At 45.2% G+C, this 14,112-nt stretch carries 13 protein-coding genes; 12 read left to right on the plus strand and 1 reads right to left on the minus strand.

The genetic code is table 11. The features are described from left to right. Window positions 1-68: 68 nt before the first annotated feature. The 6 genes from rpsO (at window position 69) to BMW45_RS13365 (ending at window position 7,010) form a co-directional block, all read left to right on the plus strand. A complete protein-coding gene (gene rpsO / locus BMW45_RS13340; RefSeq protein WP_024294143.1) occupies window positions 69-335 on the plus strand; it encodes a 30S ribosomal protein S15 in 267 nt (88 codons plus the stop codon). Between the two features lie 359 nt (window positions 336-694). Next, entirely contained in the window at window positions 695-2,839 is a 2,145-nt protein-coding gene (locus tag BMW45_RS13345; RefSeq protein WP_092246470.1) for a polyribonucleotide nucleotidyltransferase, read from the plus strand. A gap of 202 nt (window positions 2,840-3,041) precedes the next feature. Further along, entirely contained in the window at window positions 3,042-3,725 is a 684-nt protein-coding gene (locus BMW45_RS13350; RefSeq protein WP_092244386.1) for a FadR/GntR family transcriptional regulator, read from the plus strand. A gap of 176 nt (window positions 3,726-3,901) precedes the next feature. Further along, window positions 3,902-5,368 (plus strand): NAD(P)/FAD-dependent oxidoreductase, encoded by a 1,467-nt coding sequence (locus BMW45_RS13355; protein ID WP_092244388.1) that lies wholly within the window; start codon window positions 3,902-3,904, stop codon window positions 5,366-5,368. Then, the gene (locus tag BMW45_RS13360) at window positions 5,365-6,624 is read left to right on the plus strand and encodes an NAD(P)/FAD-dependent oxidoreductase (protein ID WP_092244391.1); all 1,260 of its coding nucleotides are present in this window, start codon (window positions 5,365-5,367) and stop codon (window positions 6,622-6,624) included. Before BMW45_RS13355 ends, BMW45_RS13360 begins: the two co-directional genes overlap by 4 nt. Further along, complete coding sequence (locus BMW45_RS13365) at window positions 6,621-7,010, plus strand: DUF1667 domain-containing protein (RefSeq protein WP_092244394.1); 390 nt, start codon at window positions 6,621-6,623, stop codon at window positions 7,008-7,010. Before BMW45_RS13360 ends, BMW45_RS13365 begins: the two co-directional genes overlap by 4 nt. Before the next feature lie 81 nt (window positions 7,011-7,091). On the opposite strand, the gene BMW45_RS13370 is transcribed toward BMW45_RS13365, so the two are convergent. Beyond that, complete coding sequence (locus BMW45_RS13370; protein WP_092244397.1) at window positions 7,092-7,778, minus strand: GntR family transcriptional regulator; 687 nt, start codon at window positions 7,776-7,778, stop codon at window positions 7,092-7,094. A 388-nt stretch (window positions 7,779-8,166) separates the two neighbouring features. On the opposite strand from BMW45_RS13370, the gene BMW45_RS13375 reads away from it, so the two are divergent. The 6 genes from BMW45_RS13375 to BMW45_RS13400 all read left to right on the plus strand — a co-directional run bounded on the left by BMW45_RS13375 (window position 8,167) and on the right by BMW45_RS13400 (window position 13,872). Then, entirely contained in the window at window positions 8,167-9,378 is a 1,212-nt protein-coding gene (locus BMW45_RS13375; protein WP_242883019.1) for an ABC transporter substrate-binding protein, read from the plus strand. Window positions 9,379-9,452: 74 nt separating this feature from the next. Beyond that, window positions 9,453-10,319: a branched-chain amino acid ABC transporter permease gene (locus BMW45_RS13380; protein WP_025234427.1), complete on the plus strand. Its 867-nt coding sequence runs from the start codon at window positions 9,453-9,455 to the stop codon at window positions 10,317-10,319. A 15-nt stretch (window positions 10,320-10,334) separates the two neighbouring features. Beyond that, a complete protein-coding gene (locus BMW45_RS13385) occupies window positions 10,335-11,306 on the plus strand; it encodes a branched-chain amino acid ABC transporter permease (RefSeq protein WP_092244400.1) in 972 nt (323 codons plus the stop codon). Beyond that, a complete protein-coding gene (locus tag BMW45_RS13390; RefSeq protein WP_092244403.1) occupies window positions 11,296-12,111 on the plus strand; it encodes an ABC transporter ATP-binding protein in 816 nt (271 codons plus the stop codon). The genes BMW45_RS13385 and BMW45_RS13390 overlap by 11 nt, the downstream gene beginning before the upstream one ends. Further along, window positions 12,104-12,814, plus strand: coding sequence for an ABC transporter ATP-binding protein (locus BMW45_RS13395; RefSeq protein WP_025234424.1), 711 nt, complete (start codon window positions 12,104-12,106; stop codon window positions 12,812-12,814). Before BMW45_RS13390 ends, BMW45_RS13395 begins: the two co-directional genes overlap by 8 nt. A gap of 41 nt (window positions 12,815-12,855) precedes the next feature. Further along, window positions 12,856-13,872, plus strand: a complete 1,017-nt coding sequence (locus tag BMW45_RS13400) for a zinc-binding alcohol dehydrogenase family protein (RefSeq protein WP_092244406.1) — start codon at window positions 12,856-12,858, stop codon at window positions 13,870-13,872. Window positions 13,873-14,112: the final 240 nt, after the last annotated feature.

A 14,112-nucleotide genomic window follows, 5' to 3' on the forward strand; every position in this document is an offset into this window, starting at 1 on the left:
GGTATTTTGGATACTCCAACCAATACTTGGTATGAGGTGAGACTTTAAGACTAAAGGAGGAAATCAACATGATTTCAAAGGAAAAGAAAGCAGCTATCATCGCTGAATTTGGCAGAAAAGCCGGAGACACAGGTTCACCGGAAGTACAGATCGCAATTCTGACAGAAAGAATTACAGAATTAACTGATCACCTTCAGAAGAACCCAAAAGATCATCATTCCAGAAGAGGACTTCTGATGATGGTTGGACAGAGAAGGGGTCTTCTTGATTACTTAAAGAAGACAGACTTAGAAGGCTATCGTTCATTGATCGAGAAGTTAGGAATCAGAAAATAATAAACCATTTAGGGTGGAGGACATCTCCACCCTATCTGTCTATTAGGAAAAGAATATTAAAAGTAGAAGCATTCCCCGAGACCGCTGATGTGCGCGTAATAAGCAGAGCAAAGAGGCGGGAAGGGGGCACGGATATGCATGCATATCCGTGCCCCCTTCCAGTCTCTTGGCGAGCAGCCGCGAATGAGGGACTGAAAGTCCCGAATTTGCGGCTGCGGATTCTGCCCAAGGCAGAATCTGCTTATGCCCCCAGCGGGCCGCATAATCAAACTCATTTTTTCATTATTGCGCGCAGATCAGTAGTTTCGGCGTCTTCTACTGTTAATATAAATATTAATCCAGTAAAAGGAGATACCAGTATGTACAAGAGTTATAGTATGGAACTGGCCGGCAGAACATTAACCGTTGATGTCGGCAGAGTAGCAAAGCAGGCAAGCGGCGCGGCACTTATGCACTATGGCGATACCGTTGTATTAGCTACCGCAACTGCTTCTGACAAACCAAGAGACGGAATCGATTTCTTCCCACTGAGCGTAGAATACGAAGAAAAATTATACGCCGTAGGAAAGATCCCAGGCGGCTTCAACAAAAGAGAGGGAAAAGCGTCTGAGAATGCAATTTTGACCTCCCGTGTCATTGATCGTCCAATGAGACCTCTGTTTCCAAAAGATTACCGTAACGATGTGACTTTAGATAACATCGTTATGTCTGTAGACCAGGATTGCAGTCCTGAGCTGACAGCGATGTTAGGCTCAGCCATTTCAACCTGCATTTCCGATATTCCTTTTAACGGACCATGCGCTTCCACCCAGGTGGGACTTGTAGACGGAGAATTCGTCATCAATCCGACCCAGGCTCAGAAGCAGGTTTCCGACATGGCGCTTACGGTTGCATCTACAAGAGAAAAAGTCATCATGATCGAGGCCGGAGCCAATGAGGTGCCGGAAGATAAGATGATCGAGGCCATTTTTAGGGCTCATGAAGTAAACCAGGAAATTATCAAATTCATTGACACCATTGTAGCAGAGTGCGGAAAGCCGAAGCACCAGTACACCAGCTGCGCAGTGCCGGAAGAGTTATTTGCTGCCATCAGGGAAACCGTTACTCCTGAGGAGATGGAAGTTGCCGTATTTACCGATGAAAAGCAGATAAGAGAAGAAAACATCCGTAATATCACCGCAAAACTGGAAGAAGCCTTTGCAGATAAGGAAGAATGGCTGTCAGTGCTTGGAGAAGCCATTTACCAGTACCAGAAAAAGACTGTCCGCAAGATGATCTTAAAAGACCATAAGCGTCCTGATGGCCGTGCCATGGATCAGATCCGTCATCTGGCAGCAGAAATCGATATGCTTCCAAGAGTTCATGGTTCCGCCATGTTCACCCGCGGCCAGACACAGATTTTAAATATTTGTACCTTGGCTCCATTATCAGAAAGCCAGAGATTAGATGGCATTGATGATATGGAAACCTCCAAGAGATATATGCACCACTATAATTTCCCGTCCTTCTCCGTAGGAGAGACAAGACCTTCCAGAGGACCGGGACGCCGTGAGATCGGCCATGGTGCCCTGGCAGAGAGAGCATTGATTCCGGTTCTTCCGTCTGAGGAAGAATTCCCATATGCGATCCGTACCGTTTCCGAGACCATGGAATCCAATGGATCTACCTCCCAGGCAAGCATCTGTTCCTCATCCATGTCCTTAATGGCTGCCGGTGTTCCTATTAAATCGGCTGTTGCAGGTATTTCCTGCGGACTTGTTACAGGAGATTCCGATGATGATTACATCGTCTTAACCGATATTCAGGGTCTGGAAGATTTCTTCGGCGATATGGACTTTAAGGTTGGAGGTACCCACAAGGGTATCACTGCGATCCAGATGGATATTAAGATCCACGGCCTTACAAGACCGATCATTGAGGAAGCTATCCGCACCACCAGAGAGGCAAGGCTTTACATTCTTGATGAGGTTATGGCAAAAGCCATTGCAGAGCCACGTAAGGAAGTAGGCAAGTATGCTCCGAAGATCGACCGGATTTCCATTGATCCTCAGAAGATCGGTGATGTAGTAGGTAAGCAGGGGAAAGTGATCAATAAGATCATTGAAGAAACCGGCGTAAAGATCGATATTAACGATGACGGAAATGTATCTGTATGCGGAACCGATCAGGCCATGATCGACCGTGCGATCCAGATCATTAAGAGCATTGTTACGGAAATCGAAGCAGGACAGATTTTCAAAGGCAAGGTTGTCAGAATCATGAACTTTGGTGCTTTCGTTGAACTGGCTCCAAACAAGGATGGTATGGTTCACATTTCCAAGTTGTCAGATAAGAGGGTGGCAAAGGTTGAGGATGTTGTCAACATCGGTGACGAAGTAACCGTTAAGGTAATGGAAGTCGACAAGATGGGCAGAATCAACTTAAGCATGAAGCCGGGAGATCTGGCCGGAAAGACAGAAGAGAAAAAAGCTGAAAAAGAAACAGGATCAAAAGAAACAGAATAAAACAGCTATGCCTTTTGGCAGACAGCAGATAGGCCAATATCCGTCTGCTGTCTGTTTTTTTACCTCATCAAGTAAGTAGGGGTGCAAGCCCCATCTGACAAGCTGCGATAGCAGCTATGAGGTTATGAGTAGTAGCGAAGCGGATTGCAAATATCCGATTGACTTACATAAATGCAGGTCAGGAACGGGGAAGGAGTTTATCATGGAAAAACAGACACTGGCAGAAATTGCCGCCCAAAAATTATTGCAGATCATACAGGAAGAAGGATACACTGCAGGAGACAAATTACCCACCGAGGCGGAACTGTCTGAAGTTCTGGGGGTAGGGCGTAATACGGTCCGTGAAGCCTTAAGGATCCTGATGTCCCGGAATATTGTCACTATCCGCCAGGGATCGGGGACCTTTCTGTCGGATAAAAATGGTGTGGCCGATGATCCTCTGGGATTTACCATGATAGAAGACAGAAGAAAGCTGACAGAGGATTTGATCCAGATCCGGGTTATGCTGGAGCCCCCGATTGCAGCCCTGGCGGCCCAGAACGCGGATTTGGATCAAATCCTTTGCCTGGAACAGATACTTCTGGAGTTAGAAAAGATGATGGAGAACCGGGAGGATTATTCGGAAAGGGATTCCCAGTTCCATGCCCAGATTGCCAACTGCAGCCATAATCTGGTCATAGCAAACCTGGTGCCTGTCATTACCGACGGGGTCCGGGTCTTTGCCGGTTCGGTCCGGGAGACTGAATATGCCCAGACGTTATTGTCACATCGCAGGATTTATGAGGCGATCAGGGACCGGAAGCCTGTAGAGGCACAGCAGGCAATGTATTTCCACTTAATGTACAACGAAAACCGCTATAAGGAAGAAGACCGGGAGAGAACCTGATTAAATCATGGTCTGAAATCATGCAGGAAGAGATAAGGCATATATTCATGGGATGAGTATATGCCTTATTTTTTGCTTTTTCTTGACTTATTCCATAAAATGTGATAAAAATAAAATATATTTGTAGGATGAATATTCGTCCTATAGTGTTCATTTATTTCTGGAGGTCAAAAATATTGAAACAATTATATGATGTACTTATTATCGGAGGCGGGGTCATTGGAAGCGCAATTGCGAGGGAAATGTCCAGATATCGCTTAAAAATAGGCGTTTTGGAAAAGAATCTGGATGTCTGCTGCGAGACGAGCGGACGAAATTCCGGGGTGGTCCACGGAGGATTCGCGTATGACACTGGTTCTTTAAAAGCAAAACTGTGTGTAGAAGGCAACCAAATCATGGGACAACTTTCCGAAGAACTGGATTTTCCTTTTAAACGTTGCGGAAAGGTTCTGGTAGGTAATACACCGGAGGATCAGGAAGCGCTGGAACGGACCATGAAGCAGGGCAAAGCCAATGGAGTAAACGGTATGGAGCTGATCGGAAAAGATCGGCTTCATGAACTGGTTCCTGCTGTGGTAGGGGAATTTGCCATGTACTCCGCTGAAAGCGGAATCGTAGATCCTTTCGGATATACCATTGCCCTGGCTGAGAATGCAGCAGAAAATGGTGTGGATTATTTCTTTGACCGCGAGGTGACAGCCATTGAAAGAGATGCGGATTCCAATTATGTGATCACCGCATCCGGCGGAACCTTTTACGGCCGCTGGGTAGTGAACAGTGCCGGCTTAGGCTGCGGAAAAATATCGGAGCTGCTTGGTATGGGCAGTTATAAGATCATAGGTTCCAAGGGAGATTACATCATTCTGGATAAAAGGACCGGTCCTTTGCTTCCCATGCCGGTATATCCGGTTCCCAGCAATACCTATATGGGGATCCACGTGACCAACACGACAGATGGCAATGTGATCGTCGGGCCCAATGCGGATCTGACAGAGAATTTTACATATTATGGCGTATCCCAGGACAATATGGACTATTTAGCAAGAAGTGCCTCCGACTTATGGCCCTGCATCCATAAGAAGGATTATATCCGTAATTATTCCGGAATCCTTCCCAAATGGGTAGATGAGAATGGAGCAATCCAGGATTTTAAAATTGAGGTGCAGGATTCGGCAGCCCTGCGAGCCATCAATCTGGTAGGCATAGAATCTCCCGGACTGACTGCGGCTGTTCCGATTGCCCGCTATGCGGTAGGGCTCATGGCGGAGAGAGAAACGCTTACCCTTAACTCCTCCTTTAATCCCATACGCAAAGGTGTGGTGCGGTTTGCGGAGCTTTCAAAAGAAGAGCAGAACCTTAAAATTCTGGAAAATCCGGAATACGGAGAGGTGATCTGCCGTTGTGAAAAGGTGACTAAGGCAGAAATCCTACAGGCAATCCATAATCCTCTGGGAGTTGACACCTTAACCGGGATTAAGTATAGAACACGCTCGATGATGGGGCGCTGCCAGGGCGGGTACTGCCAGATGCGCATTGCACAGCTGCTGGGGCAGGAGCTGGGGAAAAAAGAAGATCAAATCCAATATGCCAGAAAAGGTTCTAATATGTTCTTTGGCAAAGTACGGCAGGAGGTGGAGTCATGAATGCAGAACGAAAAGAGATCCAGGTAGAACAGGTGGATGTTGTAATTATAGGCGGAGGACCTGCCGGGCTTGCAGCAGCGGCGGAACTTTACCGCCGCGGAATTCGTAACCTGCTGATCATTGAGCGGGAAAAGCAGCTGGGAGGCATCCTGCGTCAATGCATTCACGACGGATTCGGACTGACCCGCTTTCAGACTGCCTTAAGCGGTCCTGAATATGCACAGCGTTTCATTGACACAATAGAAGAACTGAATATTCCTTACATAACAGATGCAACGGTACTGGAGGTGACCCGTGAAAGACAGGTGACGGCAGTTTCCGGGGAGGGCATGAGAACCTGGCAGGCAAAGGCAGTGATCCTGACCATGGGCTGCCGCGAGCGGACAAGGGGAGCCATTGGGATTCCGGGTGAGCGGCCTGCGGGCGTATTTACAGCAGGCGTTGCCCAGGCTTATATGAATCTGTTTAATACCATGCCGGCTAAGGAAGCGGTAATACTGGGTTCTGGAGATATCGGTTTGATTATGGCCCGCCGGCTTACTCTGGAAGGGGCTCATGTAAAGGCTGTATTTGAAATCCAGCCTTATCCCAGCGGTTTGCCGCGCAATATCGAACAGTGCCTTAATGATTATGACATACCATTGTATTTAAGCCATGGAATAACCGCAATTCATGGAAATACCAGGCTTACCGGTGTCACTGTCTCTCAGGTAGATGAGAATTTTATGCCCATCCCAGGAACTGAAAAAGAGTACCAGTGTGATACGCTCATTCTTTCCGTCGGCCTGATTCCGGAGAATGAACTATCCCTGGATGCTGGAGTTATCTTAGATGAACGGACCAGGGGCGTTCTTGTAGACGAATATTTCCAGACTGACGCAGAAGGGATCTTTGCCGCAGGAAACGTCCTTCATGTACATGACCTGGTTGATTTTGTCTCGATAGAGGCGGAGAGTCTGGCCGATTCAGTGGCGGAATACGTAAAAGAGGGAAGTCTCAAACCAGCTGCCATTGCGATTAAAACCGACTGCAATATCGGGTATACGGTACCTCAAAGAGTCAGCGGAACGAAAGAATTCACGTTGTCCTTAAGGGTAAAAAGACCGATGAAGGACTGCCGCATTGTTGTGCGCCAGGCCGGGACGGAAGTGGCTGCTAAAAAGAAGAAAAAAGCCATACCCGCAGAAATGATTCGCTTTGTCATCTCTCATGAAAAGCTGGTGTCCGGCTCAGATTTGGAGGTGTGCGTAGAATGATGAAGGAATTTACCTGTATTATCTGTCCGAACGGGTGCGAAATAAGCGCAGATATAGAAATAAAAGAAGACGGCGGCAGCCTGATACGGTCCATAGATGGCGCCCTCTGTCCAAGAGGAGAGATTTATGTGAAGCAGGAACTGATCGATCCCCGTCGTAATATTGCAACTTCAGTTCTGGTAAAAGGAGGAATTCTTCCATTAGCCAGCGTACGTCTGACGAGCCCGATCCCAAAAGCCAGAATCTTTGATGCCATGGAAGAGATAAAGAAGTGCGGTCTGACAGCACCTGTGACAGCCGGAACGGTTATCGTGGAAAATATTCTTGGATATGATGCAGATGTGATTGTGACAAAATCTGTGCCGGCCGGCGAACTGCAGAAATAATAAAGATCCGGCAAAATATAGCAGCCGTAAAACAGTCTTGTTTTACGGCTCCTTATCGTATCAAAATATGGTACCAATCCATTAAATAAAATAATCGGGAAATTCTTTTTTAAGTATGGTCTGATCTGCCAATGCTGTGGATATGTGCTGGATCATGGCTTCAGAAGCCTTTTTCTTATCCTTTTCCATGATGGCTTTGCAGATGGCGGAGTGATCGCTGATGACACGGTCTGATACATTGATCTGATAACTCAGCTTTCGCTGCCTGTCAAAGTGAGGCATGATGGTCTGCATGGTGTCATAGATAAAGGTCATTCCGCATATATCATAAAATTCTTTGTGGAAAGCAATATCCAGAGTCAGAAATTTCTCGAAGTTCTCCCTCGGTCCGTTGGATGCGTAATCTTTCTGGAGCGTTATATAGTCATATAAGTTATCCATGTGTTCCTGGGTAATAAAATCACAGCTCATTTCTGCCAGCGGCCCTTCAATCATTTTCCTCATGGTACATACCTGTTCCACGATATTACTATCGATCAAAGAAATAAAAATTCCCTTTTGAGGATAGCTTTCGATCAAATGGCCATTGGTCAGAGAAAGAATGGCTTCTCTGACCGGAGTCCGGCTGATGTTTAATTCCTTTGAAATTTCTATATCAGAGATTTTTTGTCCCGGCGTGAATTCCAGGTTAATAATCTGGTCCAGAAGAAACCGAAGGGCATATTCACGTGCAGACTCTCCCGGGTTTTGGGTAAAATTTTTTGTCATTTCAGCGCTCCTTTGTGTTATAGCTATGTCACGGAAAGATTCGGACATGGATATTTTAAATTGTAATCAATATATTACTTTCAAGAAAAAATAGCACAATAGGTACAGTATACGGTACAAGTAATGTTTTTACCATGGATGAAAATAATAAATATAAATAAAAAATTATACAATTATCACATGGAAAATGATTATTATCGTTAAAGTGCACAAGAAACAGAGGTTTTAAATGGATAAAAGAAACAAAATCCTTGTTAAAAAAATATTTATTATTGCTTTTCAAACACTGATATAGTATACTAGCGCCATGAAAATATATTACTGCTGAATTAATATATTTCTAAATCGATTTAATTGAACTCATAATTCGTAAGAGGAGGATTACAACATGAGAAGGATGAAAAAAGTTTTATGCATGGCATTGGCGGTTGGTATGGCTGTCTCATCCCTGGCTGGCTGCGGCAGCAGTACATCAGGTGCAGCGAAAGCTTCGTCTTCAGGGAAAACGCAGGCAGGAGCCCAGTCAACGGCTACCGGTGCTCCGATCAAGGTGGGAGTATCCAACATGGTAACCGGCCCTATGGCAGCCGGTGGGCTTCGTATGAAGCAGGCCGTAACCATGGCGTTTGAAGAAATCAACGCCAAAGGCGGAGTGCTGGGTGGAAGACCTTTGGAGATGGTTCTGGTTGATGACACAGGGACTCCCACAGGTGCGGTAAATGCAGTCAATAAGATTCTGGGTGAGAATGTTTCGGTATCAATCGGACCTCATACTTCTCCCATGGCATCTGCAACTCAGGAATTATATCGGAAGGCAGGAGTTCCGTTCATCAGCGCTGCTACCTCACCAAAGCTTTTAGAAGCACAGAATCCATACTTTTTCCGTATATCCGTTTCTGACGGAGCCGTTGGACCGGCTATGGTGGAGTTTGCCAAGGACCAGTTTGGTGCTGCAAAGGTTGGAGCTCTCTATGATACTGATGATTACGGTGTAGCGGCCGACAATGCCACAAAACTGTATTGCGAAAAGAATGGCATTGAGTATTACTCAGAAGGATTTACATCTGGCGATAAGGACTTAACATCACAGCTTTCCAAAATAAAAGGCTGGGGACCTGATGTTATCTTTGATTTTTCCCATGACGCAGAGGCGGCTTTGATTGTCCGCCAGTTGGACGAGCTTGGTATGGGAGATCTTCCTCATGTTGGACCTAATGCTCTGGCACAGTCCCAGACCTATGATTTATGCGATGCAAAACAGCTGGAAGGTACTTATGCATCTACAGATTTCTATGCAGACCAGACCAATGAGACCATGAAGAAATTCTTAGATGATTTTAAGACACGCTGGGGAGCTGACGTGGAACGTTATGCAGCGATGTATTATACTGCAGCTTACTTAACAGCCGATGCCATTGAGCGGGCAGGCTCCGATAAACCGGAAGATATTCGCAAGGCTCTTTCTGAAACAAAAGATTTTAATGCTGTATTTGGAAAGCTTAACTGCTCTGAGCAGGGAGAGATGAATACGAACCTTTATATTCTGGAGTTTAACGGAGAAAAGAATATGTCTGTATCCAAACAGGTATCCTTAGACTGATTATAAAAAGGGAATAAACGGCACCCGGCGGCTTAAAACAGCTGCCGGGTGCAAATAACGAGGAGGTTCTACATATGCAGGTATTTGTACAGCTGCTCATTACCGGTATTGCCATGGGCTTTATCTATGCTCTGGTAGGTATTGAGTACACTCTTATCTGGAACGCAACAGGATTACTAAATTTCAGCCATGATAAGTTCATCTTATTTGGAGCTTATATGTTTGCCGGTACCTATGTGCTGGGTCTTGGGCTTCCGCCGATACTAGCAATTCTTTTCACAATTCTTACCATGTTTTTATTAGGTATTGTCAGCGCGTTTGTAATTTTTAATCCGCTAAGCAAGCTTTCCACCAATTTATTCGCAGTGATCGGAACCGTTATCCTTGGCAGGATCATGATAGAGTCGGTTCGCCTGATCTGGGGGCCTCTTCCCTTTACACTGGATAATTTCATGAGAGGATCCATTCACTTTGGTTCTGTGGTAGTCTCAAAAGCTCATTTGGTTATAATTGTGGTATGTTCCTTAATTACCGCTGGCCTTCAGGTTTTCTTTAAAGCAACCAAGACCGGAAAAGCCATGCGTTGTGTATCGGAAAATAAAACGGCAGCATCCTTAATGGGAATCAATGTTCCCATGAACATCGCCTTTACCATTGGTTTATCAGCGATTGTCTGTGCCACCATCGGAATCCTGGTAATTCCTATATTCAATGTGGAACTTCAAATGTCATCCATGATCGGTTTAAAAGGATTTGCCTCCGGTGTCATCGGCGGCTTTGGCTACCTTCCAGGGGCAATTGTGGGGGGTATCCTACTTGGAGTGGTTGAAATCTTTGGAAGTATGCTGATTCCGTCTGTTTATAAAGACTGTTTGTCATTTGTACTGTTAATCATTTTCTTGTTGGTGAGACCGTCAGGAATTCTGGGAAATAAGAGATAAGGGAGGAGGAAAGCAATGAAAATAAACAAAACATCGGCATTAATTGCAGCAGCAGCCATTGCTCTGGCAGCGATCCTACCCATGTTTATTTCCAATAACTATCATCTGAATCTGATGATCCAGGTATTAATTAATATCATTATAGTAGTGGGTCTTAATTTCATAACCGGCCTTACCGGTCAGATGAATCTGGGAACTGCCGGTATATTCTCTATGGGAGCATATACGTCTTCCCTGCTGGCAACAAGACTTGGGATCAATCCATGGATTTGCTTAATTGCAGCCGTGGGTATGGGATTTTTAATAGGAATGGGTCTTGGCTATCCTTCCTTAAGGGTGTCCGGAGTATATTTAGCCCTTACTACCATTGGTTTTTCTGAAATTGTCCGTATTCTGATGACGAATTTAACAGGCCTGACAGGAGGAGCATTGGGCGTAACGGGAATTCCCCCATTTTCTATCCTGGGCCATAAGTTCCAGACCAATAAAGAGATTTACTATCTCTATCTGGTCATAGCGGTCATTCTTATCTTTAACGCATACCGGATTGTTAACTCCAAATGGGGACGGGCTTTCCTGGCAGTTAAGGATAATCCGGATGCGGTGGAAGCAGGAGGGATCAACATTGCGTCCATTAAGATTTTAGCGTTTACCCTTGCAGCTGTTTATGCAACAGTGGCAGGAAGCCTTTATGCCCATTACGTTGGTTTCATCAATCCTAGTGCGTATAACCTTGAGTATTCCATTAACTACGTTGTCATGTTGGTTATCGGAGGAATCGGCTCTGTGCCAGGCAATGTGCTCGGGGCGATTCTGGTTACTTTAGTGCCGGAATTATTAAGATTCATGGAAAATTACTACTGGCTGGTATTTTCAATCATCACTCTGCTGTTTGTCATCTTTATGCCAAATGGGATCGTTTCTCTATTTAAGGGTAAGAAGAGGGCAGCAAAAGCAGGGAAAGGAGTGCAGGCAAATGGCAGATAACAGAGAAGGAAAATCTATTTTAACCCTGAAACATGTAACAAAACGTTTTTCCGGGCTGGTTGCGGTAAATGATCTGTCTCTGGATATGAAAGAACGTACTATTCATGCTTTGATCGGACCAAACGGAGCAGGTAAGTCAACTGCTATCAATATGATCACCGGCCTTCTGCCGTTAACAGAGGGTGAGATTTACCATGAGAATACGAAAATAAGCGGTATGAGTGCCCATCAGATCGCCCAGACCAGCTGCAGCCGGACCTTCCAGAATTTAAAGTTATATCGTTCCATGACAGTGAAAGAAAACTTAATGATGGGAAATATGACAGACCGGAAGCAGGGCTTTGTACCTTTTCTGTTTGATATTAAGAACGCATACAGGGAAGAGAAGCTTATGAATGAAAAAGCAGATCAGATCCTGGAGTTTATGGGATTAAAGGATCTGGCAGAAGAGTATCCGTCCAATATGCCTTATGGAAAACAGAAACTTACGGAGCTTGCCAGGTCTCTCATGTCAGATCCAAGACTTCTGTTCTTAGATGAACCTGCCGCAGGACTCAATCCCTCCGAACGTGTGGAATTTGTAAATATTATGCTTAAGGTATTTGATTCCGGCATCGATATTTTCCTCATTGAGCACAATATGGATGTTATCATGAATATCAGCAATTATATTACCGTTATTAACTTTGGAGCTAAAATTGCCGAAGGCACACCGGAAGAAATACAGCAGGATCCGTTGGTAATTAAGGCGTATTTAGGCGACCGGTATAAACAGAATATGGCAAGGGGGGCTTCAAATGCTTAAAGTAAATGGCATTGACGTATATTATGGCAAGGTTCAGGCTCTGTTTGACGTATCCATTGAAGTGGGTGACCGGGAAATCGTATCCATCATCGGAGCCAACGGAGCAGGAAAGACTACCCTGATGAAATCTATTATGGGAATCAATAAACCGAAAAACGGCACCATCGAATACAACGGCCAGGTCATAAGCGGCCTCCCTCCCCATAAGGTGGTAAGTAAAAAGATTGTTTATATCCCTGAGGGCCGTGAAATTTTCCCCAATATGACGGTTCAGGAAAATCTGGAAATGGGCGCTTATTCTGTAAAGTTATCAAAGGCGGAAATGGAGCGTCATCTGGAAGAACAGTACGATATTTTTCCGAGGCTTAAGGAACGGGCAAAACAAAAAGCCGGTTCCATGTCAGGAGGCGAGCAGCAGATGTTAGCCATAGCAAGAGGGCTAATGTCAGATCCGGAGCTTTTGATGCTTGATGAGCCAAGCCTTGGTCTTGCACCAGTCATTGTTGATGACATGTTTGATGTAATTGTCCGCGTAAATAAGGTGAGAAATATACCGATCGCTATCGTGGAGCAGAATGCATTTATGGCCATGTCCATATCTGACAGGACCTATGTATTGGAAGTGGGTAACCTTGTTACCCATGGAGAAAGCAAGGCACTGATGGATTCTGATGAAATTAAAAAAGCTTATCTGGGAGGCTGACGGCCTCCCACTGTTTACATAATGAATGGAGGTAAAAGAAATTGCGCGCTATTTATTTAGAAGAACCGTGGAAGGTTGCATGTATTGACAATGAGAAACCAGAGCCAAAGGAAGGTCAGGCCCTTATAAAAGTACGGGCAGCAGGTATCTGTGGAAGTGATATAGGTGCTTACCGGGGAACCAATCCTCTGGTATCCTATCCAAGGATTATCGGCCATGAGGTTGTGGGAGAGGTAATATCCATTCCGGAGGACAACAGGAAAGGAATTAAAGCAGGAGACCATGTGATCGTAGATCCCTATCTCTTTTGCGGAGAGTGCTACCCCTGTTCCATTGGACGAACCAATTGCTGTACCGATTTAAAGGTACTTGGCGTCCATGTGGAGGGAGGAATGTCCGACTATATGGTACATCCGGCAGATATGCTGTGGAAGCTTCCGGAAGATATGCCATGGGATATTGCACCGATGGCAGAGCCTCTTACCATTGCCTTACATGGCATTCACAGAGGCAGTTTAAAGAAAGGGGAGCATGTGGCGATCATAGGGGCAGGCCCCATCGGTCTTCTGGCAGCCATGTCAGCTCTGGCTTATGAGGCAGTGCCTATTGTTATTGACGTTGTTGCTGAGCGCCTTTCTTTTGCAAAAGAGCTGGGAGTAAAATATACCATTCATTCAGCAGAAGAAAATCTGACAGAAAAGGTATTTGAATATACCGATGGCCGTTTGGCAGAGCTTGTCATGGAGTGTTCTGGTGCAAACCCGGCAGTCCGCTCTGCCCTGGACATTACAGCGAACGCAGGCCGGATTACGTTGACCGGATGGCCGAAAAAAGAAACTCCGCTCCCTACCGATATGATCACCAGAAAGGAAATTGATATCCGCGGTGCCCGTACCAGTGCCAATGAATTTGAAGAAGCCATTGAGCTGATCCATTCAGGCAGGGTAGATGTGAGAAAAATACTGACCAAAACCGTTACGATGGAAGAAACCCCGGAAGTGATCGCTGATATTGAACAAAATTCCGGTAACTATATGAAAGTAAACGTAATTCTGTGACGGATGGCAGGAGAAAAGTCATACAGAAGAAAATGATGATTGACAAATAAAGCTTTAGAACGTATAATTGTCTGGATCGAAGACATAAGCATCTGATTTACAATTAAATATGCTTCATTAAGAGGGAGTAGTTTTAATGCATCGTCAACATCCTGACTGCCAAAGGGCAGCCTGGTGGTGCATGCCAGACAATGGTTACCAGACTTTTAATGTATTTATTCTGAACATTTAATATTTTTC

The organism is Lacrimispora sphenoides, from assembly GCF_900105215.1.
Classification (GTDB): domain Bacteria; phylum Bacillota; class Clostridia; order Lachnospirales; family Lachnospiraceae; genus Lacrimispora; species Lacrimispora sphenoides_A.

Bases quoted from the DNA above. Each gene is read 5' to 3' on its own strand.
- rpsO (WP_024294143.1), top strand. From the start codon at position 69: ATGATTTCAAAGGAAAAGAAAGCAGCTATCATCGCTGAATTTGGCAGA.
- BMW45_RS13345 (WP_092246470.1), top strand. From the start codon at position 695: ATGTACAAGAGTTATAGTATGGAACTGGCCGGCAGAACATTAACCGTT.
- BMW45_RS13350 (WP_092244386.1), top strand. From the start codon at position 3,042: ATGGAAAAACAGACACTGGCAGAAATTGCCGCCCAAAAATTATTGCAG.
- BMW45_RS13360 (WP_092244391.1), top strand. From the start codon at position 5,365: ATGAATGCAGAACGAAAAGAGATCCAGGTAGAACAGGTGGATGTTGTA.
- BMW45_RS13365 (WP_092244394.1), top strand. From the start codon at position 6,621: ATGATGAAGGAATTTACCTGTATTATCTGTCCGAACGGGTGCGAAATA.
- BMW45_RS13370 (WP_092244397.1), bottom strand. From the start codon at position 7,778: ATGACAAAAAATTTTACCCAAAACCCGGGAGAGTCTGCACGTGAATAT.
- BMW45_RS13375 (WP_242883019.1), top strand. From the start codon at position 8,167: ATGAGAAGGATGAAAAAAGTTTTATGCATGGCATTGGCGGTTGGTATG.
- BMW45_RS13380 (WP_025234427.1), top strand. From the start codon at position 9,453: ATGCAGGTATTTGTACAGCTGCTCATTACCGGTATTGCCATGGGCTTT.
- BMW45_RS13385 (WP_092244400.1), top strand. From the start codon at position 10,335: ATGAAAATAAACAAAACATCGGCATTAATTGCAGCAGCAGCCATTGCT.
- BMW45_RS13390 (WP_092244403.1), top strand. From the start codon at position 11,296: ATGGCAGATAACAGAGAAGGAAAATCTATTTTAACCCTGAAACATGTA.
- BMW45_RS13395 (WP_025234424.1), top strand. From the start codon at position 12,104: ATGCTTAAAGTAAATGGCATTGACGTATATTATGGCAAGGTTCAGGCT.